Origin of the sequence: Paenimyroides marinum, assembly GCF_900108395.1 — a bacterium.
Classification (GTDB): Bacteria; Bacteroidota; Bacteroidia; order Flavobacteriales; family Flavobacteriaceae; genus Flavobacterium; species Flavobacterium marinum.
This window is the reverse complement of sequence record NZ_FNXE01000027.1, coordinates 1-23408: the sequence shown is the minus strand read 5'-3', so window position 1 is coordinate 23408 and position 23408 is coordinate 1. Positions and strand designations below refer to the sequence as shown.

14 protein-coding genes and 5 tRNA genes are annotated in these 23408 nt (G+C 35.5%); 14 read left to right on the top strand and 5 right to left on the bottom strand.

Annotated features, from left to right (window positions below):
• Positions 1-17 precede the first annotated feature (17 nt).
• The gene (locus tag BLW20_RS09685) at positions 18-746 is read right to left on the bottom strand and encodes a TrmH family RNA methyltransferase (protein ID WP_091099757.1); all 729 of its coding nucleotides are present in this window, start codon (positions 744-746) and stop codon (positions 18-20) included.
• 42 nt (positions 747-788) lie between these two features.
• On the opposite strand from BLW20_RS09685, the gene tamL reads away from it, so the two are divergent.
• The 9 genes from tamL (at position 789) to BLW20_RS09640 (ending at position 6914) form a co-directional block, all read left to right on the top strand.
• The gene (gene tamL, locus BLW20_RS09680) at positions 789-3347 is read left to right on the top strand and encodes a translocation and assembly module lipoprotein TamL (RefSeq protein ID WP_245725306.1); all 2559 of its coding nucleotides are present in this window, start codon (positions 789-791) and stop codon (positions 3345-3347) included.
• Positions 3348-3407: 60 nt separating this feature from the next.
• Positions 3408-4475, top strand: a complete 1068-nt coding sequence (fbaA, locus tag BLW20_RS09675; RefSeq protein WP_091099753.1) for a class II fructose-bisphosphate aldolase — start codon at positions 3408-3410, stop codon at positions 4473-4475.
• 71 nt (positions 4476-4546) lie between these two features.
• Entirely contained in the window at positions 4547-5401 is an 855-nt protein-coding gene (accD, locus tag BLW20_RS09670; protein WP_091099752.1) for an acetyl-CoA carboxylase, carboxyltransferase subunit beta, read from the top strand.
• A 206-nt stretch (positions 5402-5607) separates the two neighbouring features.
• Positions 5608-5693, top strand: a tRNA-Leu gene (locus BLW20_RS09665).
• 59 nt (positions 5694-5752) lie between these two features.
• Positions 5753-5825, top strand: a tRNA-Gly gene (locus BLW20_RS09660).
• Between the two features lie 17 nt (positions 5826-5842).
• Positions 5843-5928 (top strand) — tRNA-Leu (locus BLW20_RS09655).
• 20 nt (positions 5929-5948) lie between these two features.
• Positions 5949-6021: transfer RNA gene (locus tag BLW20_RS09650), tRNA-Gly, on the top strand.
• Between the two features lie 13 nt (positions 6022-6034).
• A tRNA-Leu gene (locus BLW20_RS09645) sits at positions 6035-6120 on the top strand.
• A gap of 245 nt (positions 6121-6365) precedes the next feature.
• The gene (locus tag BLW20_RS09640; protein ID WP_091099750.1) at positions 6366-6914 is read left to right on the top strand and encodes a ferritin; all 549 of its coding nucleotides are present in this window, start codon (positions 6366-6368) and stop codon (positions 6912-6914) included.
• Positions 6915-6973: 59 nt separating this feature from the next.
• Here BLW20_RS09640 and BLW20_RS09635 read toward each other — a convergent pair whose 3' ends face one another.
• Positions 6974-13693 (bottom strand): alpha-2-macroglobulin family protein, encoded by a 6720-nt coding sequence (locus tag BLW20_RS09635; protein ID WP_091099740.1) that lies wholly within the window; start codon positions 13691-13693, stop codon positions 6974-6976.
• An 84-nt stretch (positions 13694-13777) separates the two neighbouring features.
• Here BLW20_RS09635 and BLW20_RS09630 point away from each other — a divergent pair, with 84 nt between their 5' ends.
• Positions 13778-14302 (top strand): TlpA family protein disulfide reductase, encoded by a 525-nt coding sequence (locus BLW20_RS09630; RefSeq protein ID WP_091099737.1) that lies wholly within the window; start codon positions 13778-13780, stop codon positions 14300-14302.
• A 13-nt stretch (positions 14303-14315) separates the two neighbouring features.
• On the top strand, positions 14316-14987 hold the full coding sequence (locus BLW20_RS09625; RefSeq protein WP_091099733.1) for a thioredoxin family protein: 672 nt from the start codon (positions 14316-14318) through the stop codon (positions 14985-14987).
• A 43-nt stretch (positions 14988-15030) separates the two neighbouring features.
• On the opposite strand, the gene BLW20_RS09620 is transcribed toward BLW20_RS09625, so the two are convergent.
• Positions 15031-15915: a cation diffusion facilitator family transporter gene (locus BLW20_RS09620; RefSeq protein ID WP_091099730.1), complete on the bottom strand. Its 885-nt coding sequence runs from the start codon at positions 15913-15915 to the stop codon at positions 15031-15033.
• Positions 15916-16117: 202 nt separating this feature from the next.
• Between BLW20_RS09620 and BLW20_RS09615 the strand changes: the two genes are divergently transcribed.
• Genes BLW20_RS09615 through BLW20_RS09605 form a run of 3 tightly spaced genes read left to right on the top strand, consistent with a single transcriptional unit; the run spans position 16118 to position 19509 of the window.
• Entirely contained in the window at positions 16118-17269 is a 1152-nt protein-coding gene (locus BLW20_RS09615; protein ID WP_091099726.1) for an ABC transporter ATP-binding protein, read from the top strand.
• Between the two features lie 11 nt (positions 17270-17280).
• Complete coding sequence (locus tag BLW20_RS09610) at positions 17281-19083, top strand: hypothetical protein (protein WP_091099722.1); 1803 nt, start codon at positions 17281-17283, stop codon at positions 19081-19083.
• 12 nt (positions 19084-19095) lie between these two features.
• A complete protein-coding gene (locus BLW20_RS09605) occupies positions 19096-19509 on the top strand; it encodes a DUF6157 family protein (RefSeq protein ID WP_091099719.1) in 414 nt (137 codons plus the stop codon).
• 67 nt (positions 19510-19576) lie between these two features.
• Here the strand turns inward: BLW20_RS09605 and BLW20_RS09600 are convergent, their stop codons facing one another.
• Together BLW20_RS09600 and BLW20_RS09595 are read right to left on the bottom strand one after the other, a co-directional pair.
• The gene (locus BLW20_RS09600; protein WP_091099716.1) at positions 19577-22993 is read right to left on the bottom strand and encodes a methylmalonyl-CoA mutase family protein; all 3417 of its coding nucleotides are present in this window, start codon (positions 22991-22993) and stop codon (positions 19577-19579) included.
• Positions 22994-23132: 139 nt separating this feature from the next.
• On the bottom strand, positions 23133-23408 hold a 276-nt coding region (locus BLW20_RS09595), incomplete at its 5' end, for a T9SS type B sorting domain-containing protein (RefSeq protein ID WP_143037769.1).

Sequence of the window (23408 nt, the reverse complement as noted above, 5' to 3'; positions counted from 1 at the left end):
CATCTAACTATACAATTTTATTCATTTCTCTTAAACTCACTCAAAATAATGGCGGTGGCGGTGGCAACATTCAAGCTTTCGGTTTGTTGTAATGCACCAAAACGCGGAATGGCTATTTTTTGTGTGACCAAATGTTCTATTTCCTTTGATATTCCGTTTGCTTCGTTGCCCATCACAATAATTCCCTCGTTAGGCAATTGCTGTTTGTAAATATTTTCACCATCCATAAAAGTTCCTAAAATCGGTAATTCGTATTTTCTTAAATATTTCGGTAAATCGGTATAAAAAACATTTACACGTGTTAACGATCCCATGGTAGCCTGCACCACTTTTGGATTATAAACATCAACCGTTTCTTCGCTGCAGATTAAATCAGTAATGCCGAACCAATCGCATAATCTGATGATGGTTCCCAAATTTCCCGGGTCACGCACATCGTCTAAAGCAACTTTTAAACCAATTTTTGACGGCGGATTAACGTCTTTCATTTTAAACAATGCCAAACATTCATTCGGAGTGGTTAAAAGGGAGATTTTTTTTAATTCAACATCTGAAATTTCAGTTATAAATGCACTCGAAACATCAAATTTCAATTGTTGGGTAGTGTAAATCTGCTCAAGCTTAAAATTAGAATTTAACAGCTCTTTAATCACTTTAAATCCTTCGGCAATAAAAATTTTATTTAAATCGCGATATTTTTTTTGCTTTAACTGCGTTATATATTTGATTTGGTTTTTAGTAAGCATTCGTAAAAAATTGTAATTTTACCGGTTGAAACTGTTATGACTTTGAAAAATAATTTATCAAAAGTAGTATTTATTACTGTAATTTCCAGCATTTTTTTAGCATGTTCTTTAACAAAGAGGGTTCCTGTTGACGAGCGTTTGTTAATGGAAAATAAAATTCTGGTTAATGGCAAAACAGAAAACAGCGAAACCATAACGACACAATTGTATCAACAGCCCAACAGCAATGTTCTGGGCTACCGCCTGCGCTTGCACTTGTATAATATGGCAAAGGTAAACCCCGATTCAAGCTATCAGGCATGGTTAGATAAACATCCAAAAAACGAACGGTTTTTAACCAATCTTCTATCAGCAAAACAAGTAGATCGCTTGGGGACATCTTTTTTTGTTTCAGGTTTGGGCAGAACGCTTAAAAATTTAGGCGAAGCTCCTGTGATTTACGATAAAGAACGTACCAGTAAATCGGTAACCAAATTAAGGAATCATTATTTTAACCAAGGATATTTCAATACCAAAGTCTTGTTTGAATTAGATAGCCTGCAACCTAAAAAGGTAAAATCCTTATACAAAATCACTACAGGAAATCCTTATGCGTATGACAGTATTTCGGTAGTTGTTCGTTCGCCCGAATTAGATTCTTTATATAAAACCAACAGACGGACAAGCATTATTAAAAAAGGAGAACAATACAACGCTGCCAAATTAGACGAGGAACGCGACCGAATTACGTCGTTCTTTAGAAACAATGGTGCTTACGATTTTCAAAAAACGTATATTAATTACGAATTAGATACCTTAAAAAACAATCACACGACTGATATTTTGTTAAATATCGAAAACAAAAACATTAAAGAAGGCGATACTTTACGAACAGAACCTTTTAAACTGTACAAAGTCAGTCAGGTTAATGTTTTTAACAGCAACACCTCTTCAGATGCTTCCGTGATTACCGATTCTGTTCAATATAAAAACATTAATATTTACAGCAAAGGCAAATTAAATTACAAACCTAAAGTGCTAAGCAACGCTATTTTTATCGATAAAGACGGATATTTCTCTGATATGCGTCGTTCTATCACTTCACGTTCGTTAAGCAATTTAAAGGTGTTCAGATATCCATCTATTGAGTATGTACCCGATACACGAGATAGTTTAGGCAAAGCCCTCATAGCAAACATTACTTTAAACCCCAAACCACGAGCTATGTTTACGCCTTCTATAGATGCCACGCATTCAAACATTCAGGATTTTGGTATCGAAGGTAGTTTAGGGTATCTGTTTAACAATGTATTCAGAGGAGCCGAAGTTTTAAACGTAAGCATCCGTGGAAATATTGGTTCCTCATCAGCAAAATACAGAAACAATAAAAACACCTTTTTTGATATTTTAGAATATGGAGCCGATGTGAAACTGACCTTTCCACGCTTTTTGTTCTTTCCAAATATCATTGACAGGCTGGTAGATCGTACATCGTTTCCAAATACTACATTAAGCGTAGGTTTTTTCAATCAGCAAAACATTGGTTTAGACAAACAAAACCTTACGGGAATTTACAGCTATTCATGGTCTTATAAAAGGCGAAACACTTTAAGCTTAGATGTTTTTAATTTACAGTTTGTTCGTAACATGAATCCGGGAAATTACTTTAATGTATATCGCTCGTCTTATAATAACCTGAACAACCTTGCTGATCAAACCAATACCAATCCGGATTATTTTGATGAAAACGGAAATCTGACCATTGCCGAAGGTGGTGCCGATGCGTTTATTTCAGATGTATTAAACGGAAATACGGACATTGCACAAAACGACCCAAAATATCAATCCGTTCGCAGTATTTCTGAACGTAAACAGCGGTTAACAGAAAACAACCTTATTTTAGCAAGTAACATTGTTTATACGTATTCTAACCGTTTTAATATCAAAGATCAGGATTTTTTTACATTCCGTACCAAAATAGAATCGGCAGGAAATGTTTTAAATGCTTTGGCAAAATCTAACAGCAAGTTAAGCGATAATGGTAAACGAACCGTTTTAGATGTTGCCTATTCACAGTACATTAAAGGCGAAGTAGATTTTGTAAAATATTTCGACTTAGGAAATAAAAACGTGTTGGCATTACGTGCCTTTGGCGGCATTGCCATTCCGTACGGAAACAGCGACAATATTCCGTTTTCACGAAGTTATTTTGCAGGCGGATCAAACGATAACCGTGCGTGGCAATCTTACCGCCTGGGGCCCGGACGCAGTGGTGGTATCAACGATTTTAACGAGGCCAACATGAAATTGGCATTTAATGCAGAATATCGTTTCAATGTTACCGGTCCCTGGAACATGGCTATTTTTGCCGATGCAGGAAACATCTGGAATACTTTAGATAATGAGACCGATGAAAAAATGACGTTTAACGGCATTAAATCTCTTCAGGATATTGCTTTGGGAACAGGTTTGGGCGTTCGGTACGATTTCAATTTTTTTGTCATTCGGTTAGATGCCGGTTTTAAAACGTATAACCCTGCCAATGAATCAAATAAACAATGGTTTAAAGAATGGAATTTGAGTAAAACCGTTTTAAATGTCGGAATTAATTATCCGTTTTAATAAAATTACTACTTTTGTATATTCAACATTTTTCAAATTAAAACGCACAACATAAAAAATATGGCACATAATATTAAGCCGGGTGTTGCAACCGGCGATCAGGTTCAAGAAATATTCAATTACGCAAAAGAAAAAGGATTTGCCTTACCGGCAGTAAACGTAACTTCGTCAAGCACCATTAACGGTGTCTTGGAAACAGCTGCAAAATTAAATTCGCCTGTTATCATTCAATTCTCTAACGGTGGCGGATTATTTATGGCGGGTAAAGGTTTAAGCAACGAAAATGAACGTGCGGCTATTGCAGGTTCTATTGCAGGTGCAAAGCAAATTCACGAGCTGGCAGAATTATACGGTGCTACCGTAATTTTACATACCGACCATTGCGCAAAAAAATTATTACCTTGGATTGACGGTTTATTGGATGCCAGCGAGAAATTTTATGCAGAAACCGGTAAACCTTTATTTTCATCGCACATGATTGATTTGTCAGAAGAACCAATCGAAGAAAATATCGAAATCTCTAAAAAATACCTTGAGCGTATGAGCAAAATGGGAATGACTTTAGAAATAGAATTAGGAATTACAGGTGGCGAAGAAGACGGCGTTGATAACACCGGCGTTGATTCTTCTAAATTATACACACAACCCGAAGAAGTTGCTTATGCGTATGAAGAATTAATGAAAGTTTCTCCTCGTTTTACAATTGCAGCTGCTTTTGGAAACGTTCACGGAGTGTATAAACCCGGTAATGTAAAATTAACGCCTAAAATTTTAGATAATTCTCAAAAATACGTTCAGCAAAAATTCAATACAAAAAACAATCCTGTTGATTTTGTATTCCACGGTGGTTCCGGATCTACATTAGAAGAAATCCGCGAAGCAATCTCTTACGGAGTCATCAAAATGAACATCGATACCGATTTACAATTTGCCTTTACCGAAGGCGCCCGCGATTATATACTGTCTAAAAAAGAGTATTTAATGACACAAATCGGAAATCCGGAAGGTGCAGATGTACCAAATAAAAAATATTATGATCCGCGTAAATGGATGCGTGAGGCCGAATTAACATTTAACAAGCGTTTAGAGCAAGCTTTTGCCGATCTTAACAACATAAATACATTATAATAATTTGTTTCAAGTTCTATTTGTTTTAAATCGTTTAGAACAAATCCTGAAACCCTAAACAAAATAATAACATGGCTTGGTTTAAAAGAAAAGAAAAAGGTATTACAACACCTACCGAAGATAAGAAAGACATACCGAAAGGTTTATGGTATAAATCGCCAACAGGAAAAATCGTTGAATCTGAAGAATTAGCAAAAAATTTATGGATTTCTCCTGAAGACGATTACCACGTACGAATTGGTAGTAAAGAATATTTCGAAATCTTATTTGACGACAACAAATTCAAAGAATTATTTGGTTCTATTACATCAAAAGATCCTTTAAAGTTTGTTGATACCAAAAAATACAGCGATCGTTTAAAAGAAGCAAAAGATAAAACCAAATTAAAAGATGCCGTACGCGTTGCCGTTGGTAAATCAAAAGGCGCCGATTTAGTTGTTGCCTGTATGGATTTTGCTTTTATCGGTGGATCAATGGGATCGGTAGTAGGTGAAAAAATTGCCCGTGGAATTGACCATTCCATCAAGCACAATATTCCGTTTATGATGATTTCAAAATCAGGAGGTGCCCGTATGATGGAAGCTGCTTATTCATTAATGCAAATGGCAAAAACATCGGCAAAACTGGCACAGCTGGCAGATGCTAAAATTCCGTATATCTCTTTATGTACAGATCCAACCACAGGAGGAACAACAGCATCTTATGCTATGTTAGGAGATATTAATATTGCAGAGCCGGGAGCTTTAATTGGCTTTGCCGGACCGCGTATCGTTAAAGACACCACAGGTAAAGATTTGCCGGAAGGTTTCCAAACATCAGAATTTTTATTAGAGCATGGTTTCCTTGATTTTGTAGTTCACAGAAAACAATTAAAGAACAAGGTAAATTTATATATAGATTTGGTTTTAAACAGACCAATTCGTTAAGAAAAAGGCATCGTACAAGCGATGCTTTTCTTTTTTAGACTAAACAAAAAGCTTAACATAATAAATGCTTAACAGCTATTGTAAACAATATCAAAAGTTTAAAAAATAATTAAAAATTAGTTTCGTAAAACCCTTGTAAAATAAAATAATCATTTTATATTTGCACACGCAATAAGGCTTACAAGCCGTGACATTGATAGTTCTTTGCTCGAGTGGTGGAATTGGTAGACACGCTGGACTTAAAATCCAGTGAACAGTAATGTTCGTGCGGGTTCAAGTCCCGCCTTGAGTACTTTTTGCAAATAATAAAATTCTTATTAAATTTGCATTTATGTTCTTTAAAATAAAAACGCGAAAATAGCTCAGTTGGTAGAGCGCAACCTTGCCAAGGTTGAGGTCGCGGGTTCGAACCCCGTTTTTCGCTCAACGTTATTACAATTTGCTCGAGTGGTGGAATTGGTAGACACGCTGGACTTAAAATCCAGTGAACAGTAATGTTCGTGCGGGTTCAAGTCCCGCCTTGAGTACTAACGTTTTTTTTAACTTTGCGAAAATAGCTCAGTTGGTAGAGCGCAACCTTGCCAAGGTTGAGGTCGCGGGTTCGAACCCCGTTTTTCGCTCTATACAATAATCGCTCGAGTGGTGGAATTGGTAGACACGCTGGACTTAAAATCCAGTGAACAGTAATGTTCGTGCGGGTTCAAGTCCCGCCTTGAGTACAAAATCCTGAATCTTTTGATTCGGGATTTTTTGTTTATTGCCTATTAGCTGCTATTTTTAATCATATAATTCTCTATTTTCTCTTATTTAGAACTTAATTTTTCTGCGTACAGGACAAAACCAATAGCCTTTTTAATTTAAAATGATTTTATATTAACCTCATTAGAAAGCTTTTATCAACATTTTATCAACATTTCATTTTAAGATGTGTAACTTTAAAATAATAAACTTAATATTTATTGCTATGAACACAGTTAGAATATCAAAAAAATTAGAAAAAGCTTTGAATGCTCAGGTTACTTTAGAAGCTTACTCAGCTCAAATGTACCTAATGCTTGCTTGTTGGGCCGATGAAAATCAATTAGACGGAGTTAAGAACTTTATGATGAAGCATTCTCAGGAAGAACGCATTCACATGGCCAAAATTATTGAATATATCCAGGAACGTGGCGGAACCGTGAGTATTGATGCTATTAACAAGCCCGGACCAAAACCAAATTCTGTAATTGAATGCTTTGAAAGTGTTTTAAATCAGGAAATAGAAAACACCACGGCAATTTACAAAATAGTAAAAATGAGTATGGATGAAGAAGATTGGGCAACGTGGAACTTTATGCAATGGCTTGTTGCGGAGCAACGCGAAGAAGAAAAACTGGCTCTTGACCTGTTAGACAAGGCCAAACTTGCCGGTGGTTCTTCCATGAGCGATACTGCAAAATTTGAGTTAAACAAAGTTATTGGCAATACCGGACAAGAATTCCCTATTGCAGATGATGTAAATCCTTTGGAATAAAAACGTGTTCAATCAAATTTTAAAGGCTGTCCTTTTTTGGGGACAGCCTTTTTATTGAATTACTCCTTAACTTTAACAATCGTTCCGTTGCTGTGTTGCGAATGTTCCGGTGCATACATACTTTGGATGGTAGAAATACCGCTTGTAAAGGTTCCGATGTTGTTTAAACGTACTTCATATTCCAAAACGTATTTCCCTTTGGTTAACATATCAACAAAGAAATGTGTGGCAGCATCGCGGGTAGATTGATAATATCCTAAACCATTTTTATAATGATAACCCGACAATACATCAACCGGTTCAAATGTAGCAGGACGTACGTCTTTAATATGCACAAAACTCATATTGCGAATAGCTTCTATTTCTATTCTTACTTTTACTTTTTGTCCTAAAATCAGTTTGGTTTCTGCAGTTACCAAATCCCATTTACCTTCTTTGTTTTCGGTATAATAATTTCGGGAAATGTTTAACAAACCATCCTGAGAGTTTTTGATTGTACTCATATCTTCAAAATATTGCCAATAAACACCCCCAAAAACAGGTTGTGAGGTCGTATTTTTTACTTCAATTTTTCCCATCGATGGTTTTACTTCTTCACCTGTCCAACGATACGAATAGTTTCCAATTTGTTGTTCGGTTTCAGTAGCTTTACCGGTATTTATTTTCTCATTTCCTACCTGAATCTGGATACTTCCTTTCTCCGGTTTTGTATCTTGTTGACTCAATAAAAATGCGTACAATGACTGAGTAGTTGCTTTGGTAGTTCCCCAATCGGTTTGCAGTTTTTGACTCAACAACCAGGCATTTAAACGTTGGACTTTGTCCTGTGGCATTTCCGTTTCTTTGTAAGCTTCGATAATTAATGCCTGAACTTCCGCAGCATTGTAATAGTAATAATTTTTACTTGAGTTTTCTTTCCAATACATTCCGTAGGTTTCATCAATCACAGCACTTTCTTCTAATTGATGGATGATTTGTTTTGCCCAATTGGTATCACCTTTTCGCTGTAAAACCAAAATTAATCGGGCTTTATCATACAAAGGCAATTTAACCCAATCTTTTTTCAACGCTTCTAACCTTTGGTCAATTCTCGCCTGATTTTCTTTGGAAACCGCAAACGAATCTGTGTAATAACTCTTTACAAAAGCATAATCAATGACTTCTGAAAATGAAGCTTCTTGTTTGTTTTTAAATTTCTTTTCAAACTGAACATCCAAATAACGATAGGCTTTGTTGATGAATCCTTCGGTATTGTTTAAAAACGGATTCTGAATACCTAAATTTTTCAACTGTGCAATCGTTACCAAAATATGTGTGGTAATGTACGGATTTTCATTTCCACCCGAAAACCAAGGCAAAGCTCCCGACGGCAATTGTCGTTCCGTTAAAATATCTTCAATTTTCTTGGCTTCGTCGTCTAATCGATTTACATCGAAATAATGAGCAAATTGTGCTTTTTGTTCTTCGTCCGAAACTAAATCTTTCATCCAAGGTGTTTCCTGCAACAAAATTTCTTTCAGCTCTTCGTTTTCTTCCAATTTAGATTTCGGGTTTTCTTTCCATTCTTTGACTAATTGTTGAATCGACGGATTGTTTTCCAAAACATTTGATGCAATGACATTCGCAAAATATTTAGCAAACAACTGTTCCGAACATTGATGCGGATAATCCAACAAATATGGTAACGATTGCATCATCAACCAAGTGGCATTGTTGGAAACATCAATACGCAACTGATGATTTTCCAAAGTCGCAGAGGTATTTTCCGACAAATTTGTTAATTGATAGGTTTTGTTTTCATTTGCTAATTGCCAAATCGGTACCGTTTCCGTAACCAACTGACGATTGCTTAAAACCGGAATTACACTTTCTTCTCCATCCGTAAAATTGCCCGACTGCACCGAAATACGATACTGTAAACCTTCAATGTTTTTGGGAATCTGTACCGTCCAACTAACCGCATTCGCACTTAATCCTTCAATGGTAACCGGAACTAATTTTTCGGTTTTGATGATTTCGTCCGACAGTTCTTCGCCCGTAATGGTATTGAACAAACGCAACATAGCCGTGGCATTTAGTGGCTGAGCCGTGGTATTGCTCACACGGGCTTTTAACACCACCTCATCGGTTTCGCGGACAAAACGAGGCATATTCGGCTGAATCATTACGTCTTTTTGGGTTCTGCTCAACGTTTCTATATAGATATAATCTGTGGATTTATTGTGTGCCAAACCTCTGAATTTCCATTGCGTCAACGCCTCAGGTGCTGTAAAATCAATCACAATTTCTCCCTTATCATTGGTTTGCAAATGCGGATAGAAAAAGGCTGTTTCGTTTAGGTTTTTGCGTAACGGAATGTTATTATGTGTATCTTCAACATTTTGTATTCCGTAGGTTGTTGTTGAAGTTGTTGTTGTATATGCTACTGAATTTTCTTCCATAAAACGTTCTCCGCTCCCCGGTCCCTTACTGCTTTTGTCTGCAGCACCACCCTCCATTGTTTTTGAAGAAACAGTGCTTGCTACAACATTGCTTTTAGGTTTACTAACCGTTCTGTAAGTATCAACAACAATTTCATCAAAAGAGAAAGAGTCATCTTCAATTAAAACAAAATTTAATATTTGTGTAGGTTGTACATATAATATTTCTGTTTTAAAACCTTCATAAACAACTTTAACCTGATCTCCAACTGAAGCTTTAATTTTATAAACTCCTTCTATATCAGTTTCTGTGAATTTATCTGTTCCCAAAACATTTACAGCTGCTCCCGGTATTGGATCTCCAAATTCCGTTCTCACAATTCCTGTTATTTCTTTTACAATACCATCTCTGATAATATGTTTTGAATCTATAATATCATATTCTAATGCTTTATCATTTCGTAATACTTTTTCGATGAAAACTTTTTCTTCATCTAAAGTATCAGTAAAACTTTCAACTCTTTCTATATAATACTTATAAATTCTATTAAATGTTTTCATCTGTTTATTTAATCTGTTATAAGAAATTTTTGAAACAATTTCATCAATCGGTTGCAAATGAACTACTGTTAGTCCTTTTTTCAATTCCAAACGTTGTTCTTTATATCCTAAAGCAGTAACACCAATCAACTGTGATTTCTCTCCCAAAACTTTTGCAAAACCGTCTTCGTTGGTTGTTGTTTGATTAGCGTTTTTGAAATTAAAAATCATCGCATTGGAGATAAATGCTCCGGTTTTTTCATCACGCACTTCAATTTGATAAAAATCAGCTGTATTATTTAGGATATCTACGGGAAGTTGACTGTAATAATCGGTGTAATTTGTTCTGTTGCTAAAATTATACCCAAAATAATTCCACGTATTCCAATAAAAATGGATATTAGACGCACCAAAATCTGAACCGTATAAATAATTATGCTGTATCATATCTTTCTTTTCTGGTGATGAAAAGCTTACGTAAGTATAATCATTCAGTTTTTGAGAATTTGTGATCCAAGATTTTTCATCTCTATCCCATTCATCAATTAGTAAATCTAAAGAAGCATCGTACATAGAGGCTAAAAACTCGCCTTGAAACGCTTTGTTGGTTTTGGCATTTTTTAGCAACAATTTCCATTGGTATTGTTGTGCAGGATTTAATTTATCGTTCCACGATTGCCATTCTACCAACCATTTTTCGTCTTCTTTTTTCTCTTGCTCAATGGTATAACTTCCTTTATCTGAATACAATTGTTGCTCTTTCATAAAAAACCAATTGTACGAAATGGTTTCATTTTCGGTGCTGTTTGCTAACGGAATTTTAATTAATTGCGAACCTTTTTTAACCAAAAACTGTTTCGATTGAACCGTGGCGTCACGGTCAAAATATTCTACATACAACCAAACATTATCATACAAACTGTTGGTTTCTAAAATCAGTTGGTTTTTGTTTGATTTGGAATGATTTGTAACCGCAACGTTTTTGTTTGTCGCTAATTTTTCTTCTGCATTTTTAATATCAAAATTCGTAGAAGATTTAACAGACAAACCTGATTTTTCGTCTAAAATTTCAAACGCTAATTGATAAGCTCCTGTTTTCCAATTTTTAATATCTAATTCAAAATCTTTATCTTTTTGAGTGGTATAAGTGCCTTCGTAAACCAATTTTCGTTCTAAAGGTTCATTATCTTTTTCAGTATACGTTTCATACGGAAATAATTTTCTGAATGTCGTTTCATCTATCGACGTTAATTCAGGCAAACTCCACGGACGATTGCCATAAAATGTTGAATTAGGTAAGGTTTGATAAATTTTCACTGTTCCGGTTACCGGCGAAAATTCGTTATTGTGTGTAAACGATTTAATTGAAACATTCAAAGGTTCATCTGTTTTTGCTGTATTATATTTATAAATGCTTAATCTATGGTTGGTATTTGCAACTGTGAAACGGCGATCGTATTCACGAACTTCTCCCGCCGTGTCGGTTACTTCAATAAAATAATTAACGTAATTTGTTATTATTTTCTCTTTCAATATGTTTCCAATTGAATCCGATGGAATAGTAAACGTATATTCAAAAGCACCTTGCTCATTAGTTAATAATTCTTCTTGAATATCAATTATTTTTTTTGATTGATAGGTTTCGTTATCGTAATACGAACTGTTAATTCTCAACTTCACCTTTGCATTGGCAATTGCACCGCCTGCCAAACTGTTCGCTTTCCCTTTTATGGTAACTTTTTCATCATAAAAAACATTTTGTTTGATTTCTTCTAACGTTACATCAAAAGTGGGGCGTTTGTATTCTTCTACTTGATAATCAAATCTTTCATCAGGAAATGAAAGACCTTCCCAAAATTGCTTATCATTTTTATCTGTGTATTCGTCTAATTCTTCAAGCGCTATAGAAAATTCACCAGTTGCAATAGATTTTGGCAACAAAAAAGTTCCGCTAAAAGCACCTAATTTATTGGTGGTAACAATAATTTTGTTGACTTCATCGCCATTGTCATCTTCCAAAATTACCTGAAACGATTTATTTTCCAATACACTATTACCTTCCTTTTCTTTCAGATACAAAATCCCTTTAAAATGAACTTCTTGTCCCGGACGATAGATGCTTCGGTCGGTAAATAAATCAATTTTTGCTTCTCGTTTCGCATCGTCTTTGCTTATATATTGCCCGTAACTATCTACATACAGATTGGTTTTGTAGGTTTCGTTTTTCAAATATACCGCAACGGTATTGTCTGTGTTATATTCTGTTTTGTTGGGAACAATTACTTTCCCCAATTCATCGGTTACAAAACTTTTGTTTTTGAATCGAACCACTACTTTTTCATAAGGTTTTCCTGTTTTTGGATGTACCACATATAAAGCAGAAGTTTCATTGTCGATATTTTTTGTAAACACCGAAACATTTGTTGTTTGAAACGTATTTATTCTTTGATAATGAAAACTTTCCAAATCTTTCGTTTCTGAATAAGCCACTAACAAATACGTTCCTAAAGGAAATTGAGCTCCTAAAATTTCTGTTGATGTTTGAAAGTAAGGTAAATCTTTTGGTAAAACGTGTGAAATAATTTTAAGCGGTTGCTGATTTTTAACAACCAACTGATAAACACTGTCATTTAAAACCGTGTGTTTAGAAAAATCGTAATATGCTAAATGCACACTGTCAATATTTTTGTAATCAATAAGGTATTTTACAGGTTCTCCTTCGTAAACCTCTTTCTTTAACGAAACCGCAAACTCTTTTTGTTTAATACTGTTTTCTAAAAGCTGTACATTTTCTAACTGATCGTTTTCCTGTTTATTTTTCTTAACTTCTGCAATGGCTTTTAAAGAACGTTTATAATAATCTTTCTTATCGGTTTTATTAGCTTCTTTGCTCAATTTAATCGCATAATCAGCGTACCACCGATTTTTATAAAAGTTGGTCGATAGATTTTTTCCTAAACCCTGAAAAGCTGTTCCTTCTGCAGATTTGTCATCAGCAAATTTTTCAAAACGCAGGTATCGGATTTTGTCTAATGTTTTGTTTTGATTGGTAGCGATATAGTGTTGTTCCAACTTTTGAAACAATTCAACAGCCTTTTTACCCAATTCATTTTTTAAATCATCTGCTTTGGGTGGAAAAACGATTTTCTCCTTTGAGAAGGAAGCGTCAAAACGATAGAATTCCTCCTGAAGGGGACGCACTAAAGATGAATTGTAAGCGTAATCATTAATAAAATTTATCGCAAAAAATTCATACACCGATTGATTTAGATTGTTATCAATATAATCATAATCAATCAAATCTTTGATCGTTGAAACTTTAGTTTGTTTCAATAACGATTCCTCTTCAAACAGTAATTTTACTTCTTCCAAAACCACTTGTTGATAATGTTCCTTAGACCATAAATCAATATCCTTTGGAATTTCTGCCGTTGTGGTTGTTACTAAAGAATTCCTTCTCCAATAACTTTGTTTTGAATCGTAAGCCGACAGTATTGTTTTGATATAATACCAACGATAAACTTCTTTGTAAATTCCTTTACTACCTGCTAATTCTTTTTGCAGACGGTCAACTTTTTTTTGATAATTTGTTTCTTCTAAGACATTTTCCAACTTCATTTGAAACAAAACGGCTTTCGCTTTTTCAGCTTCATTTTTAGATTGATGTGCTTTCTTGTACAATGCATCCACATTCGTTTTAAGTGTTTTATAACTCCCTTCCTTCTCCAACTGATAAATTTCTTTCCATTCTTTAGAAAAATTTTGAGCAGTAAGCAATGATGTACAAAAAAGTGTTACCAAGAAAACAACAGACTTCATAAACAGTTCTAATTTAGTTTTAACAAATTAACAAAAAATTCTCCAACCTTAATTCCCTATCTTTACTTTTTATAATTTTAAGCTATGAAAAAGTTAGTTTTTGGCGGAGTATTGTCTCTTGTTTTGGTATTGTTTTCTTGTCAATCCAAAAAAGAATCCACAGAAACGGATGAAACCGGACAACAAATCGCTTTAATTACCGATTACAATGACTTGTTTGCAAAATTCACTAAAAACGACGAGAAGCTTTATGTAATCAACTATTGGGCTACGTGGTGCAAACCTTGTATAGAAGAGCTTCCGGAGTTTATGGAAGTGAATAATGAATTGAAAGACAACACAAATTTTAAAATGATTTTAGTCAGTCTGGATAAATCGAGTGCCTTGGAAACCGACGTGAAAGCCTTTATCGAAAAAAATAATATTCCCACGGATGTTTATCTTTTGAGCGATAACAAACGGCAGATGGAATGGATTCCGTTGGTTAATGAACGCTGGAGTGGTGCTATTCCGGCAACGGCTTTGTATAAAAACGGAAAACAGCTTTATTTCACCGAAGGAACTTTAACAAAAGAACAATTAAAAGAATTAATTCATAAACACCTCTAAATTTTTAAATCCTATGAAAAAGATGTTCCTTATCGCTGCGGGAGTTTTGTTCCTTACGGCTTGTAAAAAAGAAACGACCATTACAGAAGAAAATGTAGCAAACGATACGCTTGCGCCAACCGAAGAAGTTGCTGTTGAAAGAACCGGTTACAAAATCGGCGACAACGCAACCGACTTTTCATTGACGGGTACCGACGACAAACAGCATTCCTTATCTGATTACACGGATGCCAAAGGTTTTATCGTTATTTTTACGTGTAACCATTGCCCTTATGCAAAAGCTTATGAAGATCGAATTGTGGCTTTAGACAAAAAATACAAAGAATTGGGTTATCCTGTAATTGCCATTAATCCAAACGACGCTTCTGTTCAACCCGAAGACAGTTTTGATTTAATGAAAGTACGTGCTCAGGAAAAAGGATTTACGTTTCCTTATTTGGTAGATGAAAATCAGGAAATTTATCCGCAATACGGAGCTACTAAAACACCGCACGTTTTTGTATTGCAAAAAGAAAACGGTAAAAACATTGTAAAATACATTGGTGCTATTGATAACAATCATGAAGATGCGAACGATGTTTCGGAAAAATATGTTGAAGCAGCCGTTGATGCACTTTTAAAAAATGAGCCCATAAAACAAACCGAAACCGTTGCAATTGGCTGTACAATTAAAGTTAAAGAATAATTTTTGATAAAAACTCTTTCAGATTCATTGAAAGAGTTTTTTTTTAATTTATTTGAATTGTTACCTGATGAATGTGATAACGGTCAAATAATTCTCTGATTTCCTTCATCAAACGTTTTCGATCTTCTAAAATAAGATCTTCTGTTTCAATTTCTAATGTAGCAATATGGTTTTGCCCATCCATTGTCCAGATAAGCAATTCACGAATAACAGTGACTTCTGGTAAGTTTTCTATTTCTTTGTGAATGGTTTCAATAGCGATTCCTTCCGGAACTGCCTGTAACAAAACTTTAAACGTCTTCCAAAGATTTTTAAAAGCATTATACCCAATAAATAAAGCAATTCCAAGGGTAAGCACTCCGTCAATCCAATACCATCGGGTAAAATAAATAATTATTGATCCAACTAAAACTGCGATCCAGCCTAACACATCTTCCAACAAATGCAACATTACGGCGGTACTGTTGGCATCTCTTGTTGCGTGAGAATGATGAGAATGTACGTGATGATGTGTAGCCGTCCCGCCTTTTTTAATTTTCAAGAAAGCAAAACCATTGATTGCAATCCCCAAAACCGCCAAACCAAACATCCCGATACTATTCACTTCTTTAACGGTATCAAAGGACTGAACAGCGTTAATTGTCATAAAAAAAGCACCTATCAATAAAATACCCGACATTATAATTGCCGACAACAATGAAAATCGGCGGTAGCCATAACTAAATGAAGACGATTTAGGTTTTCGGGAAAACTTATCCATATAAACCGCCATTCCAATCGCAACGGCATCCATAAAATCGTGAAAAGCATCAGCAATAATCGCAGTGGAATTGGTAAGAATACCACCAATCAATTCTATAATCGCAAAAAACAGATTGAGAAAAAATGCCAGCGATAAACCTTTTGACGCTTTGGAAGCTGTATTCATAATAGCAGGAAGTTTATGTTAAAGGTATTAAATTATCAATACATATAAAAGTCTTTATCGTAATCAAAAAACACATCATAAAAATTCATCTATTGAATAAATCAACCTACTTAAAAGAAAGTATACTCTTAATTTTGGATAGAAAAACTCTTGTTACTATTTTATTTCCCTATATTTATCTGTCTAAAAAATACCACTTGATATGGGCAAACACCAACAACGCGTAAAAGAAGTAATCACTTTTTTTGAAAACAAAGACCTGTTTTTGGGATTCCGAAAGCTATTAGATTGTGCTATTGATACACAAGATATGGCTGTTTACAAAGAGACTGTGGAACTGACCGACTGGAAAGAGAAACACCCGAACGAAGAAGAAACACTAATTCATCGATCCATTGCTTTACTGAAAAAAATCAGAAATATTGAGGTCAAAGAACATCATACCAACGAGCATGTGCTGAAAGCTACAGAAATTACCAAAAGCTACGGAAACCAAAAGTTTACTTTAGGTCCGGTTTCACTAACGCTGAAAAAAGGCGAAGTTTTTGGATTGGTGGGCGAAAACGGGAACGGAAAAACTACTTTATTAAGGATTCTTGCAAAAGAGCTCGATTATTCATCAGGTACATTGGATTATTCGTTTGCTGCAAAAAAACCAACGGATTACGAATTGAGAACCAAACTTGTCTATATTCCGCAACGCACCGAAAAATGGTACGGAAGCCTGATGGACAACCTGCGTTTTGTACTTTCCAATTACGGCGAAAAACCGGAAGAAATCGAGCTTCGCGTGTTGATGATGGTCGCTCGTTTAGGCTTATGGAACTACAAACATTTGAAATGGAGTGAATTATCTTCCGGTTACAAAATGCGTTTTGAACTGGCAAGAACGCTTTTGCGTAAACCCGAAATATTATTGCTTGACGAACCTTTGGCAAATCTGGACGTTTTGGCACAGCAAATCATTCTGGAAGATTTGAAATCCATTGCCAATTCAGTCAATAATCCGATTGCTTTGATATTGAGTTCGCAGCAGCTTTATGAAGTTGAGAAAATCTCTAACAAAGTTATTTTCCTTAAAAACGGTAAATACAACGAGCCAAAACCGGAAACCGAGACTGAAAAACCAACACTAATTTTGGAACTAGACAGCAATAGCACACGAGAGGAACTGACCAATGTATTTTCGGAACTTGCAATAGAAAAAATCACGTTCAACGGCGGAATTTATATGCTGTATTTCTCTGGCGAAACTGCCTTTTCCGATGTCATTCTCACTTTGGGGCAAAACAGAGTTCCTATGACTTACATTCGTGACATTTCCGCCTCTACCCGCCGATTTTTTGTAAACTAAAAACTACTTTTATGAACTTTATCAATAAAATAAACAAATATCTTATCGAACGGTTTCCAACCATTTGGAATACTAAAATTGTTTGGATACTTCTCATCTGTTTACCTATTCACGGATTGTTCTTTTTGATTGGTTATTTTTCGCACACCAATCCGCAAACATTTCATTATGGTTATACTGCAAGCGATTATTTCAATTCGGGAATGATTTTGGTGCACATCATCATTTCGCTGTTGATGATTACAGGCTGGCTGGTCGCCATGTTTAAAAACAATGCTTTTAAGAATTTTTATCCGGTAAGCCGTACACAGCTTTTTGGACAGTTTTTGTGTTATTTCATCATTATTTTCTGTTCGGTCAGTTTTTATTTCTCTTATATGTTTGGGTTTAAACTGTTCATAACCAAAGAATATCCCGATGATTTAATGATTAAAAATGTAGCGATTATCAACAAAGCTAATGCTTTTTTAAGCACTGATTATCAACCTTATCAATTATCACAACGTAAATACCCGCAGATTTTTGAAGAATTGCATTGCGAAACCAACTCAGATTATATCGATTATTCCAAAAATCATTATGCGATACGCAACGAAGTGTATCAGTTTTATTCGTTGTATCAAAAAGCAGTTACACAGAAAAATGAGTACAACGAATTTCTGTACCCTGAAGAAGAACAAAAGAAAAATATTGATTTTGTGCGTTATCAGGTAAGAAATGATACATGTTTTTATTTCTACCGCAAAGAGGTTGTTGATGTTTCGGAATATGTAAAAAATGCGGAATTGTCTTATTATAATTTTTCACGTCCGTTTTATACGTTGTCCTCAGGAACATCTTCAAACCGGTATGATTCCTATTATTATAACGAAACTTATTATCCTCCACAAAATGATGCTCAGCTCAATCAACAGATTATCGAACTTTTGGACCGGAACAATCCTGAGGAAATCAAGCAGATTTTAGATGATTTCCTAAATATATCCAAACAGCTAAAAATCAAAACTAATCTCAACACAAACGACTGGTTTAAAATTGTTTACCACCCCGATAATTTTGAAGTGAAGCAGTTCATTTACAACAACTTTAATTTTGATTTAAACCCTTCTTATTATCCATATGATGCAGAAGCTGTCGTAGAAGCAGCTACCGCAAATGCTTCAGACGCTGTGATTGCGGAAGAAACCGTGTCGAGAAACAGCACTTATTATTTTTTCAAGAACAATCACACCAATTATTTCTATGAAACGGGTACGCTGAAAAACACTTTGTTAAATATTGATTCTATGAAAAACTATGATTTTATATCACAAAATATTCATATTTATCTCTGGATGTCGTTTATCCTTTCTGCTCTTATTTTCAGTTTCAGGGTAACCAATCTGCGAACGGTTATTTTTACAGGAATTACCACAGGTGTTTTAAGCCTATTGGTGGGATTGATATCTTTGATGTATTCACTCAGCGTTTCTTCCTACAATGTGGAATATTTTACTTCATATTTCATTTTAGCATTAGGGTTTGTCATCTTAAGCATACCCATTTTTATGCCTAAATCAGGTTCAAAATTGTTCCGGGGGATTTTAATTAATATGAGTATTCTCGGTTTTGTACCTTACGTTTTTTTGATTTTAGGCATCATCACTATGCACCAAAAAGATGCTTGTACTGAAATTTATAATTATTCCGATTGCTTTATTTTGCTGGATTGGCTGGATATCATACCCACAAGTTGGATTTTATTAACAACCGGATTTATATTTCTGTTGATATATACATCAGTCATAAAAAAATGGCGGGCATTGCCGGAATAAAAAATACGAATGATGAAAACACATACCACCAATTATTTTAGTACATTAATTACAGTTGCAGAAGATTGTAAGGCAGAACGTGGAACCATTCCTCCGGAAAAAAACAAATTGACGATTGCCAATTATCAATTTGATTTATTGGCAAAACAACCTTTTCAATATACTTCTGATGAAATTCTGTTCACAGTTTTTAGCATAAGAAACGATATTTCTGCTTCTGAAACAGCTACCGAAAAAAGGAAATTCTTTTCAAAAGGTCAACCATGCTTAAGGACTTCACCTTTGGCAAAAAATTATGGTTGGGGCATTTATTTTAACGAAGAAGGCAAAATAAAACTGATGGATTCTGCTTCAGACGAATATCAAAAACTGCTGAAAGATGAAAACATTAAAAAAGTTTCGGCAATGAAAAGTAAGAGAACCTAATGGAATAAAACTAAAAATCCTGACAAACTAATGAATGTCAGGATTTTTTATGTTTAATATCAAAAAGCTACATATTTCTTCGATACTGCCCGCCTACTTTAAACAAAGCTTCGGTAATTTGTCCTAAAGAACAAACTTTGGTAGCATCCATCAAAGCTTCAAAAATATTCTGGTTATTGATGGCTACTTCCTGAATACGTGTCAGCTGTTGTTGCTCTTCTTCGGCCTTAGCCTTGTGAAGATTTTCTTTTGTTTTAATCTGGAACTCTTTTTCTTCTTCGGTTGCACGAATGACTTCTTTCGGAACAACTGTTGGTGATCCTTTTGAACTTAAGAAGGTATTCACTCCAATAATCGGGAAATCACCATTGTGTTTCAATGTTTCGTAATACAATGATTCTTCCTGGATTTTTGAACGTTGGTACATAGTTTCCATGGCTCCTAAAACACCACCACGTTCGGTAATACGGTCAAATTCCTGTAAAACGGCATCTTCAACCAAGTCTGTTAATTCTTCAATAATAAACGAACCTTGTATCGGATTTTCGTTTTTCGCCAATCCTAATTCTTTATTGATAATCAACTGAATTGCCATTGCTCTGCGTACAGACTCTTCAGTTGGCGTAGTAATCGCTTCATCGTAAGCATTGGTATGCAACGAATTACAGTTATCGTAAATCGCATACAGTGCCTGCAACGTAGTACGAATATCGTTAAAATCAATCTCTTGTGCGTGCAATGAACGACCCGATGTTTGAATGTGGTATTTCAACATTTGTGCACGTTCATTGGCTCCGTATTTTTGTTTTAAGGCTTTTGCCCAGATACGACGTGCCACACGTCCAATTACCGCATATTCCGGGTCGATACCGTTTGAAAAGAAGAATGACAAATTCGGTCCAAATGCGTTGATATCCATTCCGCGCGACAAATAATATTCTACATACGTGAAACCGTTTGCCAGCGTAAATGCTAATTGTGTAATCGGATTAGCTCCTGCTTCTGCAATGTGATAGCCCGAAATTGAAACCGAATAGAAATTACGTACATTATTATTAATGAAATATTCCTGTACATCGCCCATTAAACGCAAAGCAAATTCCGTTGAGAAAATACAAGTGTTTTGTGCCTGATCTTCTTTCAGAATATCTGCCTGAACCGTTCCACGAACTTGAGCCAGCGTATTCTTCTTGATTTCGGCATAAACATCAGCAGGCAAAACCTGGTCACCTGTAACGCCCAAAAGCATCAATCCTAAACCGTCATTTCCTTCCGGCAATTCGCCGTTGTATCGAGGTCTTTCTAAACCATTATCTTCATAAATCGCTTTGATTTTTGACTCAACTTCTGCTTCTAATTCATTTTCTTTAATGTATTTTTCACAGTTCTGGTCAATCGCTGCATTCATAAAGAAACCTAAAAGCATCGGTGCAGGACCATTAATTGTCATTGAAACTGAGGTTGCAGGATGTGATAAATCGAAACCTGAATACAATTTTTTCGCATCGTCCAAACAACAAATCGAAACCCCAGCGTTTCCAATTTTTCCGTAAATATCAGGACGATGACCCGGATCGTTTCCGTATAAAGTTACCGAATCAAAAGCGGTTGACAAGCGTTTTGCAGGCATTCCTTTTGATACATAATGGAAACGGCGGTTGGTTCGTTCTGGTCCTCCTTCACCGGCAAACATACGCGTTGGGTCTTCCCCTTCGCGCTTAAACGGATACAAACCGGCTGTAAACGGAAATTCTCCCGGTACATTTTCCTGCAATACCCAACGTAAAATATCGCCCCAAGCTTCATACTTTGGTAAAGCGATTTTTGGAATCTGCAAATGCGATAACGATTCAGTATGTGTTTGAATTTTGATTTCTTTGTCACGAACTTTGAACGAATAAACCGGATTTTTGTATTTGTTTACTTTATCGTCCCAGGTTGTAATCACTTCCCAGTTATACGGGTCTAAATCACGTTTCAACTTGTCAAATTCAGCTAATAAAACTTTGGCTAATTCTGTATTTTCTGTACCGTTAATTTCAATGCCGTGTTGTGTCAATACAGGAATTTTTCCCGAAATAGTTTCAATGGTTTTAAAAATTCCATACAGTTTCTGAGCAACTTCTTTCTGTGTTTTTGCCTTTGCGTCATAACTTCTGTTATTTTCTGCAATTTCAGATAAATAACGGGTTCTGCTTGGCGGAATTACAAAAATCTTCTCGCTCATTTCTTTGGTAATCTCAAAAGTAGAATTCAAATCAGCTCCTGTTTTTTCAACAACTTTATCAATGATTGCTTTATACAATTGATTCGTTCCCGGATCGTTAAACTGAGAAGCAATGGTGCCAAAAACCGGCATTTCATCAGGATTTATATCCCAAAGATTATGGTTTCTCTGATACTGTTTTTTCACATCACGCAACGCATCCAAAGCCCCACGCTTATCGAATTTATTAATCGCTACGATGTCGGCAAAATCCAACATATCGATTTTTTCCAACTGTGTAGCCGCACCAAATTCAGGTGTCATAATATATAACGAAGCATCGGAATGGTCTAAAATTTCCGTATCTGATTGACCAATACCTGATGTTTCCAAAATAATCAAATCGTATTTCGCCGCTTTCAGTACCTGAATCGCTTCCTCCACATATTTTGACAATGCCAGATTGGATTGACGCGTTGCCAATGAACGCATATACACACGAGGATTGTTGATGGAATTCATACGAATACGGTCGCCAAGCAATGCACCACCTGTTTTCTTTTTCGAAGGGTCAACTGAAATCAATGCGATATTCTTTTCCGGGAAATCAATCAGAAAACGACGAACCAATTCATCTACCATTGATGATTTTCCTGCTCCACCCGTTCCGGTAATTCCCAAAACTGGTACAGATTTATCCTCTACTTTATTGAAATCAAACAACTTCAGAAAATCATCTTCACGATTTTCGGCTAATGAAATCAAACGGGAAATTGTGGTAACATCTTTATCTTTTAAGGATTGATAAATATCTTTTCCTTCCGGCAAATTCAAATCTAAAGTTGGGTAATCAGCTTTTTCAACCATATCATTGATCATTCCCTGCAAGCCTAACTCACGACCATCATCCGGCGAATAGATACGGGTAATGCCGTAATCCATTAATTCCTTGATTTCAGAAGGAAGGATAACGCCGCCGCCGCCGCCAACAATTTTTATATGACCTGCTCCTTTTTCCTGAAGCAGATCATACATATATTTAAAATACTCGTTGTGTCCGCCTTGATACGATGTCATGGCAATGGCATTAGCATCTTCCTGAATCGCCGTGTTTACTACATCTTCTACCGATTTATCGTGACCTAAATGAATCACTTCACATCCGGTAGATTGAATAATACGGCGCATAATGTTAATGGCTGCATCATGACCGTCAAACAAAGCTGCTGCTGTTACGATACGAACCTTGTTTTTGGGAGTGTATATTTTTTGTTCCATCTTGTTTTTATTTCGACTTCGCAAGTTACATCTTTTAAAAATTATATAAAATAGCTTAAGGCATTATCTTTAAAATGTTTAATCAACAAAAAAACAGGAAACCAATTGTTTCCTGTTTTTCATTTATTTAAGCCGGGACTTATCGTTTTAACGAGAAGTGACCATTTACTTCTTTGTTTAATCCTGTTTTTGGATCTAGATATTCGGCTTTGAACCAGTAGTCGGTCGATGGAAGCGGTTTGCCGTTGAAAGTTCCGTCCCATCCTTCGCCTGCCGGGCTTAACTGTTTGATCAGTTTGCCAAAGCGGTCAAAGATGTAAATCTTCGATTCGGGCTGGTTCTTTAACGACCAGATGTTCCAGGTGTCATTGTAACCATCGTTGTTCGGGGTAAAGTATTTTGGATAATCCATCAC

What these genes read in the sequence shown, in the direction of transcription:
- BLW20_RS09600 (WP_091099716.1), bottom strand. Translation starts at nt 22,993, where the DNA reads ATGGAACAAAAAATATACACTCCCAAAAACAAGGTTCGTATCGTAACA.
- BLW20_RS09630 (WP_091099737.1), top strand. Translation starts at nt 13,778, where the DNA reads ATGAAAAAGTTAGTTTTTGGCGGAGTATTGTCTCTTGTTTTGGTATTG.
- BLW20_RS09685 (WP_091099757.1), bottom strand. Translation starts at nt 746, where the DNA reads ATGCTTACTAAAAACCAAATCAAATATATAACGCAGTTAAAGCAAAAA.
- accD (WP_091099752.1), top strand. Translation starts at nt 4,547, where the DNA reads ATGGCTTGGTTTAAAAGAAAAGAAAAAGGTATTACAACACCTACCGAA.
- BLW20_RS09625 (WP_091099733.1), top strand. Translation starts at nt 14,316, where the DNA reads ATGAAAAAGATGTTCCTTATCGCTGCGGGAGTTTTGTTCCTTACGGCT.
- BLW20_RS09615 (WP_091099726.1), top strand. Translation starts at nt 16,118, where the DNA reads ATGGGCAAACACCAACAACGCGTAAAAGAAGTAATCACTTTTTTTGAA.
- fbaA (WP_091099753.1), top strand. Translation starts at nt 3,408, where the DNA reads ATGGCACATAATATTAAGCCGGGTGTTGCAACCGGCGATCAGGTTCAA.
- BLW20_RS09605 (WP_091099719.1), top strand. Translation starts at nt 19,096, where the DNA reads ATGAAAACACATACCACCAATTATTTTAGTACATTAATTACAGTTGCA.
- BLW20_RS09610 (WP_091099722.1), top strand. Translation starts at nt 17,281, where the DNA reads ATGAACTTTATCAATAAAATAAACAAATATCTTATCGAACGGTTTCCA.
- BLW20_RS09635 (WP_091099740.1), bottom strand. Translation starts at nt 13,693, where the DNA reads ATGAAGTCTGTTGTTTTCTTGGTAACACTTTTTTGTACATCATTGCTT.
- BLW20_RS09620 (WP_091099730.1), bottom strand. Translation starts at nt 15,915, where the DNA reads ATGAATACAGCTTCCAAAGCGTCAAAAGGTTTATCGCTGGCATTTTTT.
- BLW20_RS09640 (WP_091099750.1), top strand. Translation starts at nt 6,366, where the DNA reads ATGAACACAGTTAGAATATCAAAAAAATTAGAAAAAGCTTTGAATGCT.